This window comes from Blastomonas sp. 34TW, assembly GCF_059803595.1.
In genome coordinates, this window is the sequence record NZ_JAPFGW010000005.1 from 190,040 (window position 1) to 212,892 (window position 22,853).

At 63.3% G+C, this 22,853-nt stretch carries 27 protein-coding genes; 9 read left to right on the plus strand and 18 right to left on the minus strand.

Going from position 1 to position 22,853, the window contains the following annotated elements:
- The first annotated feature begins 33 nt into the window (after nt 1-33).
- Entirely contained in the window at nt 34-1,875 is a 1,842-nt protein-coding gene (locus OPU69_RS08840; protein ID WP_498510438.1) for a M2 family metallopeptidase, read from the plus strand.
- Nucleotides 1,876-2,074: 199 nt separating this feature from the next.
- Here OPU69_RS08840 and OPU69_RS08845 read toward each other — a convergent pair whose 3' ends face one another.
- The 5 genes from OPU69_RS08845 to OPU69_RS08865 all read right to left on the minus strand — a co-directional run bounded on the left by OPU69_RS08845 (nt 2,075) and on the right by OPU69_RS08865 (nt 7,145).
- Entirely contained in the window at nt 2,075-2,650 is a 576-nt protein-coding gene (locus OPU69_RS08845; protein WP_498510440.1) for a hypothetical protein, read from the minus strand.
- A 183-nt stretch (nt 2,651-2,833) separates the two neighbouring features.
- Complete coding sequence (locus tag OPU69_RS08850; RefSeq protein ID WP_208597797.1) at nt 2,834-4,453, minus strand: SulP family inorganic anion transporter; 1,620 nt, start codon at nt 4,451-4,453, stop codon at nt 2,834-2,836.
- A 38-nt stretch (nt 4,454-4,491) separates the two neighbouring features.
- A complete protein-coding gene (locus OPU69_RS08855; protein ID WP_498510442.1) occupies nt 4,492-5,163 on the minus strand; it encodes a carbonic anhydrase in 672 nt (223 codons plus the stop codon).
- 37 nt (nt 5,164-5,200) lie between these two features.
- Nucleotides 5,201-5,542 (minus strand): ArsR/SmtB family transcription factor, encoded by a 342-nt coding sequence (locus OPU69_RS08860; RefSeq protein ID WP_498510444.1) that lies wholly within the window; start codon nt 5,540-5,542, stop codon nt 5,201-5,203.
- 163 nt (nt 5,543-5,705) lie between these two features.
- Complete coding sequence (locus OPU69_RS08865) at nt 5,706-7,145, minus strand: AMP nucleosidase (protein WP_498510446.1); 1,440 nt, start codon at nt 7,143-7,145, stop codon at nt 5,706-5,708.
- A 183-nt stretch (nt 7,146-7,328) separates the two neighbouring features.
- Here OPU69_RS08865 and OPU69_RS08870 point away from each other — a divergent pair, with 183 nt between their 5' ends.
- Complete coding sequence (locus tag OPU69_RS08870; protein WP_060977122.1) at nt 7,329-7,841, plus strand: YbjN domain-containing protein; 513 nt, start codon at nt 7,329-7,331, stop codon at nt 7,839-7,841.
- Between the two features lie 217 nt (nt 7,842-8,058).
- On the opposite strand, the gene rplI is transcribed toward OPU69_RS08870, so the two are convergent.
- The 5 genes from rplI to OPU69_RS08895 form a co-directional block, all read right to left on the minus strand.
- Nucleotides 8,059-8,667 (minus strand): 50S ribosomal protein L9, encoded by a 609-nt coding sequence (gene rplI, locus OPU69_RS08875; protein WP_023836481.1) that lies wholly within the window; start codon nt 8,665-8,667, stop codon nt 8,059-8,061.
- A 12-nt stretch (nt 8,668-8,679) separates the two neighbouring features.
- Nucleotides 8,680-8,904, minus strand: a complete 225-nt coding sequence (gene rpsR / locus OPU69_RS08880) for a 30S ribosomal protein S18 (RefSeq protein WP_023836482.1) — start codon at nt 8,902-8,904, stop codon at nt 8,680-8,682.
- A gap of 21 nt (nt 8,905-8,925) precedes the next feature.
- On the minus strand, nt 8,926-9,285 hold the full coding sequence (rpsF, locus tag OPU69_RS08885; protein ID WP_023836483.1) for a 30S ribosomal protein S6: 360 nt from the start codon (nt 9,283-9,285) through the stop codon (nt 8,926-8,928).
- A 328-nt stretch (nt 9,286-9,613) separates the two neighbouring features.
- Nucleotides 9,614-10,753 carry a GGDEF domain-containing protein gene (locus OPU69_RS08890; protein ID WP_060977120.1) on the minus strand — a complete coding sequence of 380 codons (1,140 nt, stop codon included), beginning with the start codon at nt 10,751-10,753 and terminating at the stop codon, nt 9,614-9,616.
- 85 nt (nt 10,754-10,838) lie between these two features.
- The gene (locus OPU69_RS08895; protein WP_498510450.1) at nt 10,839-12,266 is read right to left on the minus strand and encodes a phosphotransferase family protein; all 1,428 of its coding nucleotides are present in this window, start codon (nt 12,264-12,266) and stop codon (nt 10,839-10,841) included.
- Nucleotides 12,267-12,416: 150 nt separating this feature from the next.
- On the opposite strand from OPU69_RS08895, the gene fabD reads away from it, so the two are divergent.
- The 5 genes from fabD (at nt 12,417) to mltG (ending at nt 17,040) form a co-directional block, all read left to right on the plus strand.
- Nucleotides 12,417-13,352, plus strand: a complete 936-nt coding sequence (gene fabD, locus OPU69_RS08900) for an ACP S-malonyltransferase (RefSeq protein ID WP_498510452.1) — start codon at nt 12,417-12,419, stop codon at nt 13,350-13,352.
- A 145-nt stretch (nt 13,353-13,497) separates the two neighbouring features.
- Nucleotides 13,498-14,235, plus strand: a complete 738-nt coding sequence (fabG, locus tag OPU69_RS08905) for a 3-oxoacyl-[acyl-carrier-protein] reductase (protein WP_060977117.1) — start codon at nt 13,498-13,500, stop codon at nt 14,233-14,235.
- Between the two features lie 94 nt (nt 14,236-14,329).
- Nucleotides 14,330-14,566 carry an acyl carrier protein gene (locus tag OPU69_RS08910; protein ID WP_498510454.1) on the plus strand — a complete coding sequence of 79 codons (237 nt, stop codon included), beginning with the start codon at nt 14,330-14,332 and terminating at the stop codon, nt 14,564-14,566.
- Between the two features lie 235 nt (nt 14,567-14,801).
- Nucleotides 14,802-16,058 carry a beta-ketoacyl-ACP synthase II gene (fabF, locus tag OPU69_RS08915; protein WP_060977116.1) on the plus strand — a complete coding sequence of 419 codons (1,257 nt, stop codon included), beginning with the start codon at nt 14,802-14,804 and terminating at the stop codon, nt 16,056-16,058.
- A 10-nt stretch (nt 16,059-16,068) separates the two neighbouring features.
- Nucleotides 16,069-17,040 (plus strand): endolytic transglycosylase MltG, encoded by a 972-nt coding sequence (mltG, locus tag OPU69_RS08920; protein WP_060977273.1) that lies wholly within the window; start codon nt 16,069-16,071, stop codon nt 17,038-17,040.
- Here the strand turns inward: mltG and OPU69_RS08925 are convergent, their stop codons facing one another.
- Nucleotides 17,041-17,460, minus strand: coding sequence for a hypothetical protein (locus tag OPU69_RS08925; RefSeq protein WP_066043537.1), 420 nt, complete (start codon nt 17,458-17,460; stop codon nt 17,041-17,043). It lies immediately after the preceding gene.
- A 220-nt stretch (nt 17,461-17,680) separates the two neighbouring features.
- On the opposite strand from OPU69_RS08925, the gene OPU69_RS08930 reads away from it, so the two are divergent.
- Nucleotides 17,681-18,226, plus strand: a complete 546-nt coding sequence (locus tag OPU69_RS08930; protein WP_066114329.1) for a peroxiredoxin — start codon at nt 17,681-17,683, stop codon at nt 18,224-18,226.
- 104 nt (nt 18,227-18,330) lie between these two features.
- A complete protein-coding gene (locus OPU69_RS08935) occupies nt 18,331-18,855 on the plus strand; it encodes a 2'-5' RNA ligase family protein (protein ID WP_498510457.1) in 525 nt (174 codons plus the stop codon).
- On the opposite strand, the gene OPU69_RS08940 is transcribed toward OPU69_RS08935, so the two are convergent.
- From OPU69_RS08940 to OPU69_RS08970, 7 genes are all read right to left on the minus strand, one after another.
- The gene (locus tag OPU69_RS08940) at nt 18,852-19,337 is read right to left on the minus strand and encodes a hypothetical protein (RefSeq protein WP_060977112.1); all 486 of its coding nucleotides are present in this window, start codon (nt 19,335-19,337) and stop codon (nt 18,852-18,854) included. The genes OPU69_RS08935 and OPU69_RS08940 overlap by 4 nt on opposite strands.
- Before the next feature lie 407 nt (nt 19,338-19,744).
- Nucleotides 19,745-20,167 carry a Ros/MucR family transcriptional regulator gene (locus tag OPU69_RS08945; RefSeq protein ID WP_060977111.1) on the minus strand — a complete coding sequence of 141 codons (423 nt, stop codon included), beginning with the start codon at nt 20,165-20,167 and terminating at the stop codon, nt 19,745-19,747.
- 166 nt (nt 20,168-20,333) lie between these two features.
- Nucleotides 20,334-20,990, minus strand: a complete 657-nt coding sequence (locus OPU69_RS08950; protein ID WP_067512713.1) for a GNAT family N-acetyltransferase — start codon at nt 20,988-20,990, stop codon at nt 20,334-20,336.
- Between the two features lie 73 nt (nt 20,991-21,063).
- Entirely contained in the window at nt 21,064-21,495 is a 432-nt protein-coding gene (locus OPU69_RS08955; RefSeq protein WP_066043534.1) for a helix-turn-helix domain-containing protein, read from the minus strand.
- Nucleotides 21,492-21,914 (minus strand): hypothetical protein, encoded by a 423-nt coding sequence (locus OPU69_RS08960; protein ID WP_498510460.1) that lies wholly within the window; start codon nt 21,912-21,914, stop codon nt 21,492-21,494. Before OPU69_RS08960 ends, OPU69_RS08955 begins: the two co-directional genes overlap by 4 nt.
- A 31-nt stretch (nt 21,915-21,945) precedes the next feature.
- A complete protein-coding gene (locus tag OPU69_RS08965; RefSeq protein WP_060977467.1) occupies nt 21,946-22,293 on the minus strand; it encodes a hypothetical protein in 348 nt (115 codons plus the stop codon).
- Between the two features lie 57 nt (nt 22,294-22,350).
- Nucleotides 22,351-22,797 (minus strand): helix-turn-helix domain-containing protein, encoded by a 447-nt coding sequence (locus OPU69_RS08970; protein ID WP_498510522.1) that lies wholly within the window; start codon nt 22,795-22,797, stop codon nt 22,351-22,353.
- Between the last annotated feature and the right edge of the window lie 56 nt (nt 22,798-22,853).

Here is a 22,853-nt window from a genome sequence, read left to right on the forward strand (position 1 = left end):
GCGCGAATTGCCGTTCGCACAAGGACCTCGCTCATGAAATCGCTCAAATCGCTTGCTTCCGTGATCGCGCTGTCGGTCGCGACTGTCGCCGCCCCGGCCTTTGCCGAAGAGGCGGCCTCGCAAACCGCTGCCGCCAAGCCGACCGCCGCCGATGCCGAAGCCTTTGTCGCGGCGGCGGAGAAGGAGGGCTTCGATTACACGGTCTCGGCCAGCCGGGTGTTCTGGATCAATTCGACCTATCTGACCGACGATACCAACGCGCTCGCCGCCGAGGTCGGGGCCAAGGGCACTGAGATGCAGGTGCGCTTCGCGCTCGAAGCGGCGAAGTATAACGACGTCCCGGGCCTGAGCGCGGAAACGCGGCGCAAGCTCGACAAGCTGCGCGGCGGCATCGTCCTGCCCGCGCCGACCACCGAAGGCGCTGCGGCCGAGCTCAACACCATCGCCACCGAGCTTCAGTCGATCTACGGCAAGGGCAAGGGCACGCTCGATGGCAAGTCGGTCAGCGGTTCGGACATCGAAGCCGCGATGGGCGATGTCCGCGATCCGGCGAAGCTCAAGGAAATGTGGGTCAGCTGGCACGACAATGTCGGCGCGCCGATGAAGGACGATTACGCCCGCATGGTCGAGATCGCCAACCAGGGCGCGCGCGAGCTTGGCTTCAAGAATGTCGGCGCGATGTGGCGCGGCCAGTATGACATGAGCGCGGACGAGTTCGCGGCGCTCACCGAGAAGCTGTGGCAGCAGGTCAAGCCGCTCTATGACGATCTGCACTGCTACACCCGCACCAAGCTCAACGAGAAATATGGCGATGCGGTGCAGCCCAAGACCGGCCCGATCCGCGCCGATCTGCTCGGCAACATGTGGGCGCAGGAATGGGGCAACATCTACGACGTTGTGGCCCCCGCAGGCGCGGGCGATATCGGCTATGACGTGACCGAATTGCTCAAGGCGAAGAATTACGATCCGCTCAAGATGGTGAAGGGTGGCGAGGGCTTCTTCTCGTCATTGGGCTTCGCGCCGCTGCCCGAGACCTTCTGGCAGCGCTCGCAATTCGTGAAGCCGCAGGACCGCGAGGTGGTGTGCCATGCCTCGGCCTGGGACATCGACAACAAGGACGATATCCGCATCAAGATGTGCATCAAGGTGAATGCCGACGACTTCACCACGATCCATCACGAGCTGGGGCACAATTATTATCAACGGGCCTATAACAAGCAGGATCCGCTGCATCTCGACGGCGCGAATGACGGCTTTCACGAGGCGATCGGCGACATGGTGGCGCTTTCCATCACGCCCGATTATCTCGTCGAGATCGGCCTGCTCGACAAAGCCAAGGTGCCCGGTGCGGACAAGGATCTGGGCCTGTTGCTGCGCCAGGGCATGGACAAGCTGGCGTTCCTGCCCTTCGGCCTGCTGGTCGATCGTTGGCGCTGGGGCGTGTTCGACGGCTCGATCAAGCCCGCCGATTACAACGATGCGTGGACTGCGCTGCGCCTGCAATATCAGGGCATCGTGCCTCCGGCGGAGCGTCCGGACAATGCGTTCGATCCGGGCGCGAAATACCATATCCCCGGCAACACGCCCTATACGCGCTATTTCCTTGCGCGCATCCTGCAGTTCCAGTTCTACAAGGCGGCCTGCGACATCGCCGGCTGGAAGGGACCGCTCCATCGTTGCAGCTTCTATGGCAACAAGGAAGTGGGCAACCGGCTGAACGCGATGCTGGAAATGGGGGCATCCAAGCCCTGGCCCGACGCGCTCGAAGCGTTCACCGGCACGCGCGAGATGGACGGGACCGCGCTGGTCGAATATTTTGCGCCGCTGCAGACCTGGCTCAAGGACCAGAACAAGGGCAAGCAGTGCGGCTGGTGAGCCGCGCCTTTCAGAACCCCATCATCTAGCAACAAGGGCAAGCGACGCGGCTGGAAGGCTGTTTCGCTTGCCCTTGCTGGTTGATGGAGTGGAAAATTTGGGGCCTGTCTTCCTGAAGCGGGGGGCGCCTCTATCTGGAAAACAGGCCCCGAGACACCGCGCGTGAGGGAATCGCGCGCTGCGCCTGACGGTCCGTCAATCAGTGAACGTTATAGGGCGCCCCTGCGGCGCTCGTGGTCGAGGGAACAACGTTCTGATCGACATAATCACTATTTTCATCTGCAGCGGTGGCAGCTGCCTGCTTGCTGCGACGCGACAGGGCGATCGCCGCTGCAATCAGCGCGATACCACCTGCTGCCAGACCGAGCGTCAGCGCCGGATGCGCCCTGGCCTGCTGGGCGGCATAGCGGCTGTTTTCGCTGACCTTCTCGGACAGCTCGCGGGCCACGACGGAGAGCCGCTCGCTGGCGTTCTGTGCCAGTTCGTCGGCCTTGTCGCGCAAGGGTCCCATTTCGGTGGTCAACGACTTGGCATTGTCGCTGATGATGGCAGCGGCTGCCGAGGCATTGCGCTTGGCGAGATCGGAAGCGATGCGCGCATTTTCCGCGATCACTTCACCCGCCAGCCGGGCGGTTTCGGTCGCCTTGGCGCGAAGCTCGTCACGGTTCTGATTGACCGAGGCAAAGGCGCTGGCAGCTTCGGAGCGCGCACGCTCGGCCAGGTTCAATGCGTCGGTCTTGATCCGCTCGGCGGCGGTCTTGATGGCATCACTCATGGTGATCTCCTTGTACAATAAGGTAATTGGGTCCCCTGCACCGGATTGATTACGCCGATACAGGCAGAATGTTCCCTCGCGATCCGACCCGGGTGCGATTTCTTTCGACGACTGGATATGCATACGACCACCGGATTGCTCCGGCGGCCGCTGCATCTGTTCCTGCTGGGGTAAGACCCGGTATCAGGCCGCCGGCTCAAGCACCGGCCTGGCTTTTTTTGGCCCGTCTCCCGGGCCGGTACCGGGGCTGTCCGCGGCATCCTGCATCTTCTGATAGGGCGAGGCATAGCGGTCGTGCAGATCCTGCCACTCCATCACCATGCTGCCGCCGGTTGCCTTGTGCTGCTTCTCCCACGCACCCAGCATGTCGAGACAGGCATGGTCGATATGGTCGAGATGCTCGACATGGACATGCACCTCGCGGCCGGGCTTCACGGTCTCCAGCACGCTGGCGAGGCGCGGGATCGAGAAGAAGGTCGCCGATCCGTGCAGGAACACGTCGGTGCGGCCCGCCATCTCGTCATCCTCCAGATCGACCCGGACATGCGTGAAGGTATAGACCACCTTGGCCGTCGCCAGCACGAAGCCGATGATCACGCCGGTGAGCAGATCGAACACCACGATGCCGCCCAGCGTGGCGAAATAGATCGCCAGTTCGACACGGCCATAGGAAGCGATCTTCTTGATCTGCGCGATGTTGACCAGCTTGTAGCCGGTATAGACGAGGATCGCGGCGAGCGCTGCGGTCGGGATCAGCGCCAGCAGCCAGGGCAGGGCGACGACGGTCGCCAGAATCCACCCGCCATGCATGATCGCCGAGATGCGCGACTTTGCGCCCGCCTGCACATTGGCCGAGGAGCGGACGATCACGCCCGTCATCGGCAGCGCGCCGACCGCGCCGCAGAGCATGTTGCCGATGCCCTGCGCGCGCAGTTCCTTGTCGTACTTGGTCCGCGGGCCGGTGTGCATCTGATCGACCGCCGTGGCGCATAGCAGCGTTTCGGCACTGGCGACAAAGGCGAAGACCACGCCGAGCAGCAGGATTTCCATGGTCAGGCCGCGCTGCAGCGCTTCCATGGTCGGGATGTTGAGCGAGGCGATGATATTGTCGGGTACGGTGACGCGCTTGATGTCGAACCCGGCAAAGGCCGCGACCATCGTGCCGACGATCACCGCGATCAGCGGCGCGGGGACCACGGCCAGCTGCTTGGGCTTGAACTGGTTCCACAGCAGGATCGCGGCGATGGTCGCTACGCCCGTGATCGCAGCCAGATGATGGCTGTCCATCGCCATCGGGAAGATGGCCTTGTAGATCGCCTCGGGGATCGAGATCAGGTTCTGGATGCCGCTGCCGCGCGGGCTGTCATCGATCATCACGTGGAACTGCGAGCCCAGGATGAGCACGCCGATCCCGGCGAGCATGCCGTGGATGACCGATGGCGAGATAGCGCGGAACCACTGGCCGAGCCGGGCGATGCCCGCGATCAGCTGGAGCGCGCCGGCGATCAGGCCGACGACACCCATCATGATCAGGCCCTGTTCCTGGACCAGTTGATAGCAGAGCACTGCCAGGCCTGCGGCAGGGCCGCTGACCTGCAGCGGCGAGCCCGCCAGAGTGCCGACGACCAGGCCGCCGATAATGCCGGTGATCAGACCGAGCGCGGGGGGCGCGCCCGATGCGATGGCGACGCCAAGGCAGAGCGGAAGCGCCACCAGAAAGACGACGACCGAGGCGAGCAGGTCCTGTGGCCAGCTCCGCTTCATCGTCTCGAATTCACCCATCTGGGCGGTTGCTGCTGTCATGACCAGTGTCCTTGAATGAGGCGATTCTCAGGTTCCGATCAGGCGGCGCACTGATGCTTTTCGAGCGCCAGCGCGGCCATTTCGCTCGCATAATGCTCGTGCACCGGATTGAACTTGCCCGTGGCCTCGTCATAGGCGGTCACGTCGCCGGTGCGGATATCGTAAACCCAGCCGTGCAGCTGCAGCTCGCCTGCGGCCAGCCGCACCGCGACGGAAGGGTGCGTCTTCAGATGGTTGAGCTGCAGAATGACGTTCTGTTCGAGCAGCATCTTCATCTTCGCATCATCGTCCAGATCGGCGCCCAGATGCTTCACCACCTCGACCGCCGCACGCGAATAGCCCAGCCATTCGCGGACGTGCGGCAGGCTGTCGAGACCTTCGGGGTTCATCGCGCCCTTCATCGCGCCGCATTCGGTATGGCCGCAGACCACGATATGCGGGACCTTGAGCGCGGCGACCGCGAACTCGATCGAAGCGGTCATGCCGCCGGTCTGCTGGGTGTGCGGGGGGACGATATTGCCGGCATTGCGGCAGATGAACAGCTCGCCAGGCTCGGTCTGGGTGATCATCGCGGTTTCGATGCGCGAGTCCGAGCAGGTGATGAACAGCGCTTCGGGCGACTGGCCCTTGGCCAGGCTTTCGAACAGCTCCTGCTTCTCGGGAAAGACTTCGGTCTGGAAGCGGACGACGCCGGCGGCGAAATGGGGCATGGGGAGGCTCCTTGTTGAGGCTTAAGGGTTGGTTTGATCAGGACCAGAGTTCACGCACCTCGCGCAAATCTCCGGCCAAGGCCGCAGGGGCACGGGCTTCGACAAAGGCGAGCCCGTCGGTGATCCAGCCGGCAATCTGTGGCTGGGCCAGGCGATAGAGATGCTGACGGCCATTGCGCCGTTCCTCGACCATGCGTGCGGTGCGCAGCAGGCTGAGATGCTGGGAAAGACGCGTCGGCGGCAGGCTCAGCTTTTCCGCGAGCGTGGTGACGTCGCACTCGCCGGTGCGAAGCTCCTCGATCAGGCGAATCCGGTCCGGATGCGCGATCAGCTTGAAGACCTCGGCGAGTTCGCGGGCGACTGGAACACGGTGCGGCATGCCATCGAGTATGGCTATCCGCTAAACTAGGTCAATACATACCTGCAAATATATGCAGATGTTACGGTAACGGGTAGGCAGAAAATGCAAGGGCCGCAATGGGTTGAGTCTCGCTCTCCCATTGCGGCCCTAGTCGTCCAGAAAGTCTGTTCAGTGCAGGTGATCAGCGGAACGGCGGCTCGTTGAACGCGCGCAGCTTGCGGCTGTGCAGGCTGTTGCTCTCTCCGCGCAGCATCTCGCAGGTGCGGATACCGATCTGCATGTGCGCCGCGATCGCCTCCTCGTAGAAGCGATTCGCCTGGCCGGGGAGCTTGAGCTCACCATGCAGCGGCTTGTCCGATACGCAGAGCAGCGTTCCGTACGGCACACGAAAGCGATAGCCCTGCGCGGCAATCGTTGCGCTTTCCATGTCGATCGCGACCGCGCGCGACTGCGAGAAGCGCAGCGCGCTAGTCGAATAGCGCAGCTCCCAGTTGCGATCGTCGGTGGTGACGACGGTGCCGGTGCGCATCCGCCGCTTGAGGTCTGCGCCGCTGGTGCCCGAGATTTCCTCCGCCGCTTCTGCCAGCGCCTGCTGGATCTCGGCGATCGGCGGGATCGGGATTTCGGGGGGCAGCACCTCGTCCATGATGTGGTCGTCGCGCAGATAGGCATGCGCGAGCACATAATCGCCGATCCGCTGGGTGGGGCGAAGGCCGCCGCAATGGCCGATCATCAGCCATACCTCGGGGCGCAGCACCGCGAGGTGGTCGGTGATCGTCTTGGCGTTCGACGGACCGACGCCGATATTGACCAGGGTGATGCCGCCGAAATCGGGCGCGATCAGGTGATAGGCGGGCATCTGGTGCCGGCGCCAGGCGCTGTCGGCGACCAGCTGGCTGGGGTCGGCGCCCGGCTGATCGGTGTAGAGCCCGCCCGCGCCCGATAGCGCGGTATAATGGCCCTTGCCGATCTGGCTGCACGCCCAGCCCACGAATTCATCGACATAGCGGTGATAGTTGGTGAACAGGATGAAGCGCTGGACATGCTCGGGTGGGGTGCCGGTATAGTGCCGCAGCCGCGCCAGCGAGAAATCGGTGCGCAGCCCGTCGAACAACGACAAGGGCCGCTCGCCGCCATAGCCGAACGACAGGAACCCGTCGGCAATCTCGTCGCCGATATCCGCAAGTTCGGTGGTCGGGAAATAGCGCGCCAGCTCGAGCGGGGTGATGCCGCCCAGTTCCGGCCCGGAAATGCCGTCGAGCACGTAAGGGAAGGGGATTTCCTGGTCGCTCGGCCCCACCGACATGACGACATCGTAATTGTCGCTGAGCAGGGTCAGCTGCTCGGTCAGATAGTCGGCGAACATGCGCGGGCGGGTGACCGTGGTGGTGTACACGCCCTGCGCGTTGAGGCGGCCGAAGGACAGGCCTGGCGCCGCCCCGCGTTCGTTGCCGCCATATTCGATGCGCAGGCAGGGATAGCTGAACGCGCCGTTCGTGCGCAGCGCCGGATCGGGCGGCGTGCCGTTCTCGACAAAGGCGCGGATCGCGGTCTGGAGAGTGTGGACCGACTGTTCGTAATGGTCGGCAAGCTGGGTGATGATCGTTTCGATAGTGCTCATGTTAAGCTCTTAACGACTCCAGATGGCACTGTCATTACTGTTGTCTGCGCCCCGGCGAGCGCAAGATTTCAGGCGGTTGCAAGCGCCGCCTCGCGCCGCTTATGATGGCTTAGGGTCGGTTGGCGCGGGATGGAGTGACGGATGACAGGAACGGGCAGGACGATTCGCAGGGGCGGCCCCTTATTGGCAGCAGCGCTGGCGCTGGCGGTCTCGGCGCCGGGAACGGCGCAGCAGCAGCAAGGCAATGCCGACGACCGGATAGAGGTGAACGCCTTCACCCCGACCAGCGTGCGCGAAATCCTGGCCCCATTCGGCAATGGCGTGACCATCGCCGACCGCCAGACGCCCGAGGGCCGCCCGTATGTCGAGGCAAGTTTTGGCCAATTGCGCATCAACATGTTCTTCACCGCCTGTCCGCCGAACCAGCCGACCCAGTGCCAGGGCCTGTACATGCTCGCCTTCTGGCCCAAGCCGGCAGAGCGCAATCCGCAGAATCTTGCGCAGGCTGCAGGCGACTTCAACCGGCTGTACGAGTTCAGCAAGGCGGGCGTATCGGTGGCCGGCGAACCCTTTGTCGCGCGCTATCTGATCAGCGATTTCGGCGTCAAGCGCGGCACGTTGCGGCGCGAGGTGACCAATTTCGTCGTGCTGGCGCAGCGCTTCAACCAGGAAGTGGTGAGCCCGCCAGCGCAGTGAGGCGTATAGCGGCGGACGGCGCTGGACGCGTTCCCCTCCCTGGCCAGGGATGGGTAAGGGGTGGGTCGTTTGCGCCCAGCTATGCGCAATCTCGCTCACCCACCCCCAACCCCTCCCTTGAGAGGGAGGGGAGTCTGGATGAGCATTGCCCATGACCAAAAAAAGGCCGGGCTCCAACGCTGGAACCCGGCCTTCTTGATGAACCGTAACCTTTCGATCAGGCCGCGGCGTCTTCGCCTTCGCCTTCTTCGGGCTCGTCAACCGGGATGGTGCCCGGCTCGGCATTGGGGTCGAACTTTTCGACGAAGCCGGCGGGTGCCTGGTCTTCCTCGAACATCTGCGCCATCACGTCGACGCCGGCCTTCTGCAGCTCGGCTTCGTCGTCGCTGCGCGCGACGTTGACGGTAACGCTGACCGACACTTCCGGGTGCAGCGCGATCTTGACCGGGAACACGCCCAGCGTCTTGATCGGGCGCTCCAGGATGATCATCGCCTTGGTGACATTGGCACCATCGGCGTTCAGCGCATCGGCGATGTCGCGGACCGACACCGAACCATAAAGCTGACCGCTGTTCGACGAGGCGCGGATCAGGACGACCTGCATGCCGTCGACCGACTCGGCGCGCTTGGCCGCTTCGTCGCGCTTGGCGAGGTTTTCGGCCTCGATGCGCTCGCGATTGGCTTCGAACACCTTGCGGTTGGCTTCGTTGGCGCGCAGCGCCTTCTTGTTGGGCAACAGGAAGTTGCGGGCATAGCCGTCCTTCACGGTGACGACGTCACCGATCGAACCCAGCTTCTCGATCCGTTCGAGCAAAATGATCTGCATGTCCCTTGCTCCTTACTTCACGATGTACGGCAGCAGGCCGATATGGCGAGCGCGCTTGATGGCCTTGGACAGCTCACGCTGCTTCTTGCCGGAAACCGCGGTGATGCGGCTGGGGACGATCTTGCCACGTTCGGACATGAAGCCCTGAAGCAGGCGCACATCCTTGTAATCGATGGCGGGAGCGTTCTTGCCCGAAAACGGGCAGGACTTGCGGCGGCGGAAAAATGGGCGTGCCATGTGTCGTTATCCCTTTCTGTCTCAGGCTTCGCGGTCGCGGCGCGGGCGCCGTTCGCGGTCCTGCTTGCGCATCATCACCGACGGGCCGCTTTCCAGCTCGTCGACGCGCACGGTCAGGTAACGGATGATATCTTCGTTGATCGAAGTCTGACGCTCCAGCTCGGCGACGACGCCGGCGGGGGCTTCGATGTTCAGCAGAACGAAGTGCGCCTTGCGGTTCTTCTGAATCTTGTAGGCGAGGTTGCGCAGACCCCAGGTCTCGGTCTTGGTGACCTTGCCTTCGTTCTGTTCGACAATCTCGGTTGCGGTCTGGGCCAGCGCGTCCACCTGGGCCTGGGACAGGTCCTGGCGCGCCAGAAACACATGCTCGTACATCGGCATGTTGGCTTCCTTTACTCATCTGCCGATCGCTGATGCGCGCCCCATGCGACACACCCCTCCGGCTTTCTTCATGCCAGGGTCGAGGGTCACTCGTCCGAGGGCAAGCGCGGGCTAATACCCAAAAGCCGGAAGAAAGCAAGCGCCGAGACGAGAAAAAGCGGCATGGTGGCGGTGAGCTCCAAGTCCAGTTTATACTCTTTTCCGTCACCCCCGCGAAGGCGGGGGTCCCGCTTCTGGACGGACGTCAGTGCAGATAGCGGGATTCCCGCTTTTGCGGGAATGACGAAGGAAGGGTGCCAATGCCCCAGGCATTGGCCAGCCCGCAGGCTCAGCCCCCGTGATAGATCAGCACCTGGTTGCGCCCGGTATTCTTGGCTTCGTACAGCGCGGCATCGGCGTTGCGCAGCACCTGGCGGTTGGCCTCGCCCGGAATGAACGGCGCAACCCCGGCAGAAAAGGTGATGCGGCCGATGGGCTCGCCATTCTCCTTGTTGACCAGCGAGCGTTCGGCCAGGTCCTCGCGCACCGCATCGATCTGCTTCTTTGCTTCGGCAGTGGTGGTGTTTTCCAGCACGATGACGAATTCCTCGCCGCCATGGCGTGCCAGATGGCAGTTGCCGCGGGTGAAGCCATCGAGCGTCTTGGCGACCAGCTGCAGCACGCGGTCGCCCGCCTCATGGCCATGCGTGTCGTTGACCTGCTTGAAATGGTCGATATCGATGAACGCGACCGAGAGCGGCTCGAACCGTTCCTTGGCGCGGATGGTCGCAGCCGAAAATTGCTGTTCGAACGCCCAGCGGTTGGGCAGGCCGGTCAGCTGGTCGCGCTGTGCCTTTTCATTGGCTTCGTCGAGGCGGCTGCGCATCTGGCTCAGCTTCTTGGTGCTCTCGTCCAGGCTTTCGCTTGCCTTCTTGGTCGATTGCATCATCTGCGTGGTGATCTTGAGCAGCGCCTTGAACTGCGCCTCGATCGGCATGTCGGCCTGTTCGGCGGGATCGAGCTCGCGCATCCAGTCGAGCCGGGTCTGCAGCGCCTCGGCATAGGCCATGCTTTCCTTGCCGCTCTTGCTCAGCGTCTTGAAGCCTCCGGCGAGCAGCGCCTCGCTCTCGGCGACCAGGGCGTTGAGGTCCTGCACCTTCATCTGGCCCTCGCACTCGTCGAGAATTTCCGCAACGGTTTCCGAAGACAATCGCCCTTGGGTATCGAGCTTGCGGTCCACGGCAGCGCGCAGCGTGTTGTTGCCGCCGTTCAGATATTCCCAGGCCAGCTTGTAGTTGTCCGGTACCGGATCGAGCTGCACCTGCTCAAGGAACGAGAAGATCTTGAGATAGTGCTGCTTCTTGATGTTCTCGAAGACGGTCTCCTTCTTCGGAGCCTCCTCTTCGGCCTTGGCCTGGCCTGCCAGGATCGACGCGGCGAGTTTCATCCGGTCCCTGAGATTGCCGCGTGCTGCCTGGAGTTCTGCCATCGGTTGACCCAATCGTCCTTAATTGATCGTTCACTGGACTTAACGACCGGGGACGCGGCGGATTAAGCGACTAAATTGCGCCAGATTATAAATTTTCTCCAGATGTCCGGGGGGGCTGGCTCCATGCGGTGCGGGCTACAGCAAGGCCTGCATAGCGCGGCTGATCGATCAGGCAATTCTCTGCTGCCAGCCGGCGGAGATGGTGGTGCACCGCCGGAGTGACATGCGCCGGATCCTGGCGCAGCGCGGCGACCAGAGCGGGGGCATCATAGCCCAGAATTTCGAGGCGCCTCATCTGACTGGCGCGGAACCCGGGGCCAAGCGCAGCATCGCGCGCTGCCATGCCCAGCGCGTTCACCGCGACCTTCGCTTCGAACTTCGCATGGCCCTGTGCCGTGGCGGCGACCTTCCCATCGAGCCAGAGGCTGACGGCCTCTGTGAGCGCCGCACCGGTTGGCACACCGTTTTCAGCGGCGATGTCCGCCATGGGCCAATCCATCGGCGCGGGGACATCAACCAGTTCGTCCGACAGCATCAGCAGCAGATCGATCTCCACCTCCGACACACGGCGACCGATGACCAGCCGTTCGGGATTGGCCTTGTCGCCGCGCCGCCAGATATCGGCCATGATCAGGCAGCATATGCCCCACCACAGGCACGAATAGACCAGCCAGAACCGGAAGCGCGCCCGGTCGACCGGCGCCCCGGTGATCGCCTCGTAATGCGCCAGCATGTCCTCGGGCTGCGCAAAGCCGCCGAGCACCTTGTCATAGCGCCCGAAGCGCCAGCTGGGGATGCAGCCAAAGGCCAGGTCCTGCACCGGGTCGCCCAGATGCGCCAGCTCCCAGTCGAGCACCGCCGACAGGCCCTGCGGCGTGACCAGCAGATTGCCCATGCGGAAATCGCCATGGCACAGCCGCGGCTCTACCGGCTCCGGCAATGCACGCTCCAGCCAGCCGAACGCGAGCGCGTAGATGGGCGATATTCCGCCCAGATCGCGCCAGCGTTGCTCGAGATCGGCCAGCATCTGGGTCGGGGTGCGATAGGTCAGTGACGAGGGAAGGCTGGCAGGCGCAATCGCGTGGATCGCCGCGAGCTGCTCGGCCCATTGTTGCGGCAGGCTTTCGAGTGCACCTGCATAGGCCGGATCGCGCAGCAGCACGTGCGGAAGTGCTTCGCCGGGGGCGCAGGCCATGACAAAGCCTTCGCCCAGGCCATCTTCCGGGGCCAAACGTGCGCGCACTGCCGGCGCCATCACGCCATGTGCCCCCGCGCTTTCGATCACATCGGCCTGGCCGTCGAGATCGAGCGCGCCGGAATCGATCGCGGCGTCATCCGCCCGCAATCCTTCGGGCATGCGCCGCAGGATCAGCACCTCACCGCCCCAGGCGAAGCGCCAGCTCTGCATGCTCGCGCCGCCGGAAAGCCGTTTGAGCTCGGCGAGCGGCCCGGTGCCGCCCAGCTTCGAGCGGCAAAGCGTTTCCAGCCTCTCGGCAAATGCGGTATCATCCATGCCCTGGTGTTAATCGATCGATTAAATCGTCGCAAGCCGCTTGGCAGCAAGTGCCTTGCAACTATGGGGCAACAGGATTAACGGGCGGCGCTTGACGCAGGGGCTGGAGGGCGCCGGCGCGATCTTGTGGGGCGAGGGACGACGACAGTCATGACACGCGCATTCATTTTTCCGGGACAGGGCAGTCAGAAGGTCGGCATGGGCAAGGCCCTGGCCGAAGCGAGCGCCGAGGCGCGCGCGGTGTTCGAGGAGGTCGACGAGGCGCTCGGCCAGAACCTGTTCAAGCTGATGACCGAAGGTCCGGCCGACGAGCTGCAGCTGACCGAGAACGCGCAGCCCGCGATCATGGCCAACGCGATCGCCGTGTTCCGTGCGCTTCAGGGGCAGGCGGGCGATGTGCCGGTCAGCTTTGCCTATGTCGCCGGGCACAGCCTGGGCGAATATAGCGCGCTGTGCGCCGCAGGGTCGATCGACCTTGCCACCACCGCCCGGCTGCTCAAGCTGCGCGGCCAGGCGATGCAGGCGGCGGTGCCGGTGGGCGAGGGCGCGATGGCCGCGCTGCTCGGCATCGAGTTCGAAGAAGCGGTCAAGGCTGCCGAGCAGGCGGCGGGGGACCAGGTCTGCGCCGTCGCCAACGACAATGCCTTCGGCCAGGCGGTGATCTCTGGCCATGTTGCCGCAGTCGAGCGCTGCCTGCCGATCGCCAAGGAAATGGGCGCGCGCAAGGCGATGATGCTGCCCGTGTCCGCGCCTTTCCATTGCGCGCTGATGCAGCCCGCCGCCGAACGCATGGCCGAGGCGCTGGCCGCGACCGAGATCAGGGATCCCATCGTTCCGCTGTTCGCCAATGTCACCGCCGCACCGGTCGGCGATGCGGGCACGATCCGCACGCTGCTGGTCGATCAGGTGACCGGCATGGTGCGCTGGCGGGAATCGGTGATCGCGATGCGCGATGCGGGCGTCGATCATTTCATCGAACTGGGCGGCAAGGTGCTGGTCCCGATGATCAAGCGTATCGTCGAGGATGTCGCCAGCGAGAGCATCGTCGAGATGGGCGATATCGAAAGCCTGCTCGAAGCGGTTTGAGGCTTGGAGCAAACTCGCCCATAACGTCCGCTCAACCTGAGCTTGTCGAAGGTCCCGCGCCCACGCTGGCCATTTTGCGTGGCCTTCGACAGGCTCAGGCTGAGCGGGGCAGGGTAGGGGAGAGGCGCATGACAGGAGATACCGAATGTTCGATCTTACAGGCATGACCGCTCTGGTCACCGGCGCGAGCGGGGGCATCGGGTCGGCCATCGCGCGCGGCCTTGCGGCGCATGGGGCGCGGCTGGCGCTTTCGGGCAGCAACGAGGCCAAGCTCAAGGATTTTGCAGCCTCGCTCGGTGGCGATCATGTCGCGCTGACCTGCGACCTGTCGGATGCTGCCGCCGTCGATGCGCTCGTCCCGCAGGCGGTCGAGGCGCTGGGATCGCTCGACATCCTGGTCAACAATGCCGGCATCACCCGCGACAATCTCGCGATGCGGATGAAGGACGAGGAATGGGCGGACGTGATCCGCGTCAATCTGGAAGCTGCGTTCCGCCTGTGCCGCGCCGCCGCCAAGCCGATGATGAAGGCGCGCTTCGGCCGCATGATCTCGATCACCAGCGTGGTCGGCGCGACCGGCAATCCCGGCCAGGCCAATTATGCCGCGTCCAAGGCGGGGCTGGTCGGCATGTCCAAGGCGCTGGCAGCGGAACTCGCCAGCCGCAACATCACCGTCAATTGCGTCGCGCCGGGTTTCATCGCATCGGCCATGACCGAGGTTCTGCCCGAAGCGCAGAAATCCGCCTTGCTGGGACGCATTCCGGCGGGCAAGCTGGGCGAGGGGGACGATGTCGCAGCGGCGGTGGTCTATCTGGCCAGCCGCGAGGCGGGCTATGTCACCGGCCAGACGCTGCACGTCAATGGCGGCATGGCAATGCTGTAACGCAGCCCTCTTGCCAGCCGATAAAAGCGGCATTAGGGCGAGGCAGTGATTTCAGTTCGCATTTTTCGTTACACACAAATCGAAGGAACTCTGAATGAGTGAGACTGGCGACCGCGTCAAAAAAATCGTGATCGAGCATCTCGGCGTGGAAGCCGAGAAGGTCACCGAAGACGCAAGCTTCATCGACGATCTGGGCGCTGACAGCCTTGATATCGTCGAGCTGGTGATGGCGTTCGAGGAAGAGTTCGGCGTCGAGATCCCCGACGATGCTGCCGAGAAGATCAGCACCGTCAACGATGCCATCGAATATATCGACAGCCACAAGGACTGATTTGCTGCTGGCACAGGGGCCCATCGCACCGGCAAGGCACCGCGTCGAAACCGATCGGCGGGCCGGGTCCGGTGGGCAGCGTCGCTGCTATCTGGCTGCGACCATGTGAAGATAGGATGGCTTCCCTGATCGTCGTCTCGGCGACGCGGGGAAGCCATTTTTCATTTTCGACGAACGTCGTTCGCGGGCGCTTGGGCCCGCAGACGTCGCAACAGGTTTTTCAGGAGTGGGGCGAATGCGCCGTGTAGTCATTACGGGTCTGGGTCTGGTCACGCCGTTGGGCGGCGATGTCGAGACGTCATGGAGCAATCTGCTCGCCGGCAAGTCCGGCGCGGGCACCATCACCCGTTTCGATGCGAGCGAATACAAGTGCCAGATCGCCTGCGAGGTCAAGCCAGCGGATCACGAATATGGCTTCGACCCCAACAAGCGCGTCGATCACAAGGTGCAGCGTCAGGTCGATCCCTTCATCATCTACGGAATCGATGCCGCCGGCCAGGCACTGGAAGATGCCGGCCTTGCCGAGATGGACGAAGCGACCAAGCTGCGTACGGGCTGCTCGATCGGATCGGGCATCGGCGGATTGCCGGGGATCGAGAGCGAGTCGCTGCTGCTGGCGGAAAAGGGGCCGGGCCGCGTTTCTCCGCATTTCGTGCATGGTCGGCTGATCAACCTGATCTCGGGTCAGGTCAGCATCAAATATGGTCTGAAGGGGCCGAACCATGCGGTCGTCACCGCCTGCTCCACCGGGGCGCACAGCATCGGCGATGCGGCACGGATGATCCGCGACGATGACGCCGATATCATGCTGGCGGGCGGCGCGGAGAGCACCGTCAATCCGCTGGGCATAGCCGGGTTCGCGCAGGCCCGCGCGCTCAACATGAGCTATAACGACCGGCCCGAACAGGCCAGCCGCCCCTATGACAAGGACCGCGACGGCTTTGTCATGGGCGAAGGTGCGGGCATTGTCGTGCTGGAGGAATATGAGCACGCCAAGGCGCGCGGTGCCAAGATTTATGCCGAGGTCGTGGGCTATGGCCTGTCGGGCGATGCCTATCACGTGACGGCACCGCATCCGGAAGGCGATGGTGCCTATCGCTCGATGCAGATGGCACTCAAAAAGGCGGGAATGACACCGGCCGATATCGATTACATCAACGCACACGGCACCTCGACCATGGCCGACACGATCGAGCTCGGCGCGGTCAAGCGGCTGTTCGGCGACGCCATCGGCGGGGTTTCGATGAGCTCGACCAAATCGGCCATCGGGCATCTGCTCGGCGGCGCAGGCGCGGTGGAGAGCATTTTCTGCATCCTCGCCATCCGCGACCAGATCGTCCCGCCGACGCTCAACCTGGACAATCCCGACGAAGGCACCGAAGGCGTGGATCTCGTGCCGCATGTCGCGAAGAAGCGGCAGGTGAAGGCCGTGCTCAACAACAGCTTCGGCTTTGGCGGCACCAATGCCAGCCTGATCATGAAGGCGGTCTGAGCTTATCATGCTGCGCCGTCTGGGATGCATTGTTCTGGCAGGCGCTGCGGCGCTGGTGCTGCTGATCGGCGGCAATTTCTACTGGGGCTGGACCGCGTCCGGCCCCGCGCCCGAAGAGCTGTCCGTGGTCATCCCGGCAGGCAGTTCGCTCGCCAGCGCAGCGAAGGTGCTCGAGGAAAAGGGCGCGATCAGCTCGGCCGGCGCGTTCCTCAACCGCGCTAAGGTGTTCGGCGGCAGCGATCCGATCAAGGCGGGCGAATTCGTCATTCCCGCAGGCGCGAGCAACGCGCAGATCCTCGATATCCTGCAGGGCGGGGCGGTCATCCGCCGGATGGTCACCGTACCCGAAGGCATGCCGAGCATCCTGGTGCACGAAAAGCTGATGGCGGAAAAGCTGCTCACCGGCGACGTGCCCGTCCCGGAAGAGGGCACCATTCTTCCCGAAAGCTACAGCTTCGAACGCGGCGAAAAGCGCATCGCGGTGATGCTGCGGATGCAGAAGGCGATGCAGGACACGATCGCCGAACTCTGGCCCAACCGTTCGCCCGATACGGTCGCCAAGACGCCGCAGGAAGCGGTCACCCTGGCGGCGATCGTCGAGAAAGAGACCGGCAAGGCGTCCGAACGGCGGATGATCGCGGGCGTGTACAGCAACCGAATCCGCAAGGGCATGATGCTGCAGGCGGACCCGACGATCATCTACCCGATCACGCGCGGCAAGCCGCTGGGGCGTCGCATCCGCCAATCCGAAATCTCGGCGGTGAACGATTATAATACCTATGCGATGACCGGCCTGCCCAAGGGTCCGATCACCAATCCCGGCCGCGCCTCGATCGAGGCGGTGCTCAACCCGGCGCGCACCGATGCGTTGTACTTCGTGGCCGATGGCACCGGCGGGCACGTGTTTGCCAGCACGCTGGCCGACCATAACCGCAATGTCGAAAAATGGTTCGCCATCCGCCGCGCGCGCGGGGAGATGTAATCAACGGCTCCAGCGGCGCTTTTTTGCGGTGAGCGTCAGCCAGATTTCCAGCACGATCGATCCGGCGACCAGCGCCTGGAAGCCGAGCACGCCGGCATCCAGCCGCGAAGGGTCAGCGAACAGCCAGGCGTTCTGCAGCACCAGCCCGACCGCCGAGGCGATGAACAGCCAGAGAGCAAAGTTACGCCGCAGCAGCAGAGCGATCGCACCTGCCGTCCCTGCCACCGTCGCCAGTACGAAGCCGTAAAAGGCGATGGCGGGGCGCGCTGCGTACAGAGCCTGCTGTTCCGGGGCGAGCTTCGAAACATCGCCCAGGCCCAACACGGGGTCGAACAGCAGGGCGACGAGGCCGATGACGTTCCACGCCAGCAGAACGATGGCCAGCAGCCAGAACCAGCCCAAGGGCCGTGACAGGATCATTGAGGCTCCCTCCAGATGCATTCAAGGTGAAGATATTCTGTGACTATTGCAACCATGTCACGCCGTTCTGCGCGCGGTCCAATCGAGTGTCATGGCCAATGCGACCAAATCATCGAAAAAAGCGATCACGGCACACGAATGTTTTCATTTCACTTGGCGGCTGCGCTTGCCTAGATGCTGCACTGCAAAACATAGTCCCCCATCGTTCAAGGAGTTTCCCATGATCGGACGTCAGGTTCCCAATGTCTGCCTCAAGACGCGCGTGCGCGACGACAGCATCGAAGGCCCCAACCCCTTCCGTTGGGAAGACAAGCTCACCGGCGATCTGGTCGCTGGCAAGCGCGTGGTCATCTTCTCGCTGCCCGGCGCGTTCACCCCGACCTGCTCGAACTCGCAGGTTCCGGGCTTCGAAGCCATGTATGACGATTTTCGCGCCGAAGGCATCGACGAAATCTACTGCGTGTCGGTCAACGACGCGTTCGTGATGTACCAGTGGGGCAAGTCGCTGGGCGTCGAGAAGGTCAAGCTGCTTCCCGATGGTTCGGCCGACTTCACCCGCCGCATGGGCATGCTGATCCGCAAGGACCATGTCGGTTTCGGTGAACGCAGCTGGCGCTATGCGATGGTCGTCGACAATGGCGTGATCACCGACTGGTTCGAAGAGCCGGGCATCAACGACCACGGTCTGGACAACGATCCCTATGGCGAAACCGCCCCGGAAAACGTTCTGGCCAAGATCAAGGCGAAGCAGCCCGAACTGGCCTGAGCCAACTGACAGACGAGATCCCTAGACGGGTCGCAAGCGGGGGCGCGGTGCAGCAATGCACCGCGCCCCTTTGTGCATCCGCCGATCCCCGCTAGGAAGCTGAGATGCGGCGCGAACCGATCATCATGACAGCGACAATGGGCGCAGCCGATCAGGCCTGGGCCGATGCGCTGCGCCGCGCGCATTATCCTGCCGACCGGAATGTGGTCGAGGCGCATGTCACGCTCTTTCACCATCTGCCTGGCCATTGCGAGGGTGAGATCGTCGAGCGGACGCGGGCGCTGGCGCGAGAATTCGCCTGCCCCGATGCCAGGCTGAGCGAGGTCATGCGCATGGGCAATGGCGTTGCCTTGCGCATTCATTCACCCGGCTTGCTGGCGATCCGCGCGATGATGGCGGAAGGCCTGCACGGCCTGCTCACCGCGCAGGATCAGGGCGTGCCCCGGCTGCACATAACCGTGCAGAACAAGGTAGAAGCCGCCGCCGCGCGCGCCTTGCACGCTGCGCTGTCTACCACCTTCATGCCCCGCCCGCTGGCGATCACGGGCCTTGCGCTGCATCGCTATCGCGGCGGGCCGTGGGAGCAGATCGGTAGCTGGCCTTTTCGTGGCAAGGCGGTCGCGCGCTAGCGCCGCACTCTGGCCCATGTCGCCCTGATCGCCAGCACCAGCGTCGCCAGCACTGCGGTGCCGGTCAGCGCGAACTTGATCGGCGTCAGCACCGCCTTGGCATCGAGCCAATCCGCCCGCCCGCTGAGCGCGAGCAGCTGCACGATGTTCTCGGCATAATCGGCGACCATGCCGCCCAGCATCACCAGCGCGATCCAGCGCGCCTTCGCACCGCCCAGACGAACCGCGAGCCCGGCGAAGAATGCGCCATAAGCGAGCGGATAGAGGCCGTCATACAGCAGGGTCGCGTGCGCATGCAGATCCCGCTGCCAAGGCGTGAGCCTATCCAGCAGCGCACGCGCCTCCGCCCCGGTCAGGGTCAGATCGAGCATCCCACCCAGCGCTTCGCCGGTCTGACGGAGCAGCCCCCCGAGCAGGATCATCGCGGCAAAACTGATCGCGATGACGCTGGTGCGGGATAGCGCAGGCAGATGATGAGGCATGGATGGGAGTCCGCTCGGCAAATCCCCAAATCAGGGGTAAATTAACATAAAAGCATATAAGTTATTGAACAGGCGCCGATTTGTGACCGTTTGCGACAATTTGCCACACGCGCACGACGCCCCGAAAGTGCATGTTTGGTCACGTGGGTAGGGGCTACTGCGACGATAGTGAAGCGCTCTGACCTGTCCGTCAAACCAAGTTTCAGGGGGTTCATTCGTGTCCAGATATTCACCTGCCCGGTGGCTTGCCGCGCGCGGGGCAGGGGATCGCTGTCGATTGCGGAACTCTACACCGCGCGTTGAGGGTGCTGCGCAAACACGAAGGGGCCAGAAACAAACAAGGGGACGGCTCCTCCCGAAGACGCCCCCTTGCCCAGTCCGCTATGTCAGACTGAAGTGTCGGTCGATCAGACCTTTTTCTTGCGACCGCCGCCGCGGCCCTGCTTGCCGAGGCCAATCTGCAGCGCCAGCTCGCGGCGGCGCTCGGCATAATTGGGGGCGACCATCGGGTAATCCTTGGGCAGGCCCCATTTCGCGCGATAGTCATCGGGTGTCATGTTGTAGTGCACCATCAGATGGCGCTTGAGCATGCGAAGCTTCTTGCCGTCTTCCAGGCAGACGAGATGATCGGGCTTGATCGACGAGCGGATCGGAACCGCAGGCTCCTTGGGAGCTTCAGGCTCGGGAACTGCAGGCTGGTTGATGCTGTGGAGCGCGGCATGGACCGAGGAAATCAGCTGCGGAATGTCCGAATTGGCCACTTTGTTGTTGCTCAAATGCGCAACGACAATATCAGCCGTCAAAGAAATCAAGGTTTCCACATCTTCCATAGTCGCACCTGCTTAGCCGATTGATCCAAACTGGCGGGACTATTAGTCCGTTATGGATGAAATGCAAATCATAACTATGCGGTGCCGGCCACAGGCGGTGCGGTGCGTCAACGGGCTTGCCGGCGGGGATCTGCGCTAGTTGGAGGCGCACTGCAAAGCGCCGGCTTCATTGTCCCAAAGCGGCACAGGGACTGTCGTCCGTCGGGATATAGCGGGCGAGCGCACTGAGGATGTCCCGCACGCCTTGCAGATCGGAAGTGGCGGAAATCTGCCGGATTGCGGGCCTGACCGGTAGTCGGAAGCTGATAATGCCAGCCTCGCTCTCGCGCCGCTGGGCACCGATGGAAAGAATGAACCGAATGGCGGGCATGTTCTCCGCGAGCGTCTGGACTTCCAGCTCGCACATTGCCTCGACCTCGCAATGAATCAGAAGCACCGTGGTCAGCATGCGGGCGAGGCCGAGCCCGTGATAATCATCGAGCACCGCGACCGAGAATTCGCCGGCATGTGGGTGATCTTCGCTGCGAATCGCATGGACGGCACCGACGGCAGGATTGTCCATGCCGTCGAGATGGATCGCTCCCCAGGCGATATGATCGTGCCCGTCGGCATCGAGCAGCCTGTCGATCACCGGATCGGAGGGCATCGGCTGGACCGAGAAGAAGCGCATGTAGCGCGACTGTTCGGACAGCCGCTTTATGCCTTCGCGCATGCGGTCCTCATCCGACTGGCGGATCGAGCGCAGGCAGATGCGCTTGCCGTCGGCGGCGACCGTTTCGATCACCTCGTCATGCAGTTCCCGCAGAAGCGGTCTGGTCACCATGCGCTGCTCCATCGGTTCGGGCAGCGCATGATGACACAGTTTCAGCCCATTGCGCAGGGCAAAGGCGAAGCTCTCACGCGGTGATCAGCTCGTCGCGCAGTGCATCGATCCATTTCGCCACCGCGCGGAATGCCTTTTCGGTCATCCGCAGATAGACCTTGCGATTGTCGTTGCAGTCTTTCTCGCGGCGGATCAGCCCCTGTTTCGCCATGCGCTCGATATAGCGCAGCGACGTGGTGGCCGGGCGGCGCGAGGCGAGACAGGCGCTGGTCACCGAAACATCGCGCCCGGTGATATGGCCGACGAAGAGATCGAGCAGCATGTCCCAGGCGGGATCGGACAACAGGCTGGGGCCAGCAATGGCGTCGCGCTGGCTGCGCAGCTTGAGATAGCGGCTGGCCGCTTCGGCGCGCGCCTTCCAGGGTTCGTTGGCGTCGAGCAGCGGCTGGGGTGGTGTCGCCTCGCCGGTTTCGGGGACGAGGATGAGGCAATAGAATTGGGTCATTGGGGGGGCACCAAGCGTTTGAGTGCGCGGTGATCGAGATACACCCCGGCAACCATGCTGAGCAGCAGGGGAACTACCCAGAAGGTGGCAATCGCCGAGTATATCTTCGGCAGATAATCCGGAGCGATGATCGTCGCGAAATGGGTGGCTACGGTGAGAAGCTGAAAGGCGGCGATCCAGAGCGGCCAGTAACGGTCGCTGCGCAACGCGAAGACATAGGCGGCGACCAGATAGGCGGTATCGACCGCCATCAGCGGCCAATGCGTCTGCTGCCACCGGGTGTGCAGCACCTGGACGGCCGCGGTCAGCAGCGTTGCGGCCAGAAACAGCAGGATTGCGCGTCTGCCTTCAGACTTTCCGTGCAGCCAAACAAAGCTGCCGCTCAGCAATGCGAAGAGCCAGAAGATGATCGTGATCATGGTCGTGGCTCAACGCATTGCCGACCGATGGTCATCCGAACGCGGGTTCGGCTTCCGACGCCTCGTCCTGGAGCGACCCGAGAGGCGTGGGACCGGGGCACCCGACATTCATCGGGGCCTGATCGCTGCGGCGCTTGACCGAATTCAGATGGCCGACCAGCTTCACCATGCTGCCGCGTGCAGAAATGAGGTGACCGGTGCTTTCATGGATGGCGCGCAGGGCGATCTGCGAGTCGCGAGCAGGGACTTCGGAAAGCGCGTTCGCTTCGAGCATGGTCATCGAAAGCCGGGCCGCGTCGAGAATGGCGCGATCATAGCTGGCAAAGGACGAGCGGGTATCCTGGGCGACAATGCGGACGGCGTTACCATCGATGTGCATGGGTCTTCTCCTTCTCGCACCGGTCACGGTGCACGAGTTGGCGATCCAGGCACCAGATCAGCTGAACGCCCTGAGCGCCCCGCCAAGCACCAGCGCAAATGCCGTCGTATAGATGAGCGACAGGCCTGCGATCCGCAGGATGGTCGTCGTCTTCTGGCTTGCGTCCAGCGATGTTCTGATGCCGCCGACAGGAGGATGTCCGAACCGCATCTGCCACTGGCCGGTGGCTTCAGCGTTCGGCATATCCGCTGCCGACGCCACAGGAGGTGTCACATCATTGGCCGGCTCGACAACCGGCGGCGGTTTGAGTTCAAAAGACTTGAATGGCGGAATTTGCTGGCTTTCGGCGAGCCAGCGCGCGGCCGTGCGTCGATCGGGCGCGCCCATCGCCGTCTTGGCGCGCTGAAGATATTGGTCGACCGTCATTGGGGTCAGCCCCAATTTCTTGGCGATCTGCTTGGAAGTATAGCCATCTGCCACAAGGCGCAGACAACTGACCTGCACGTCGGTCAATTCTATGCGACTTGGCTCCAAGATATCCCCCCGATTTGACGGTATAT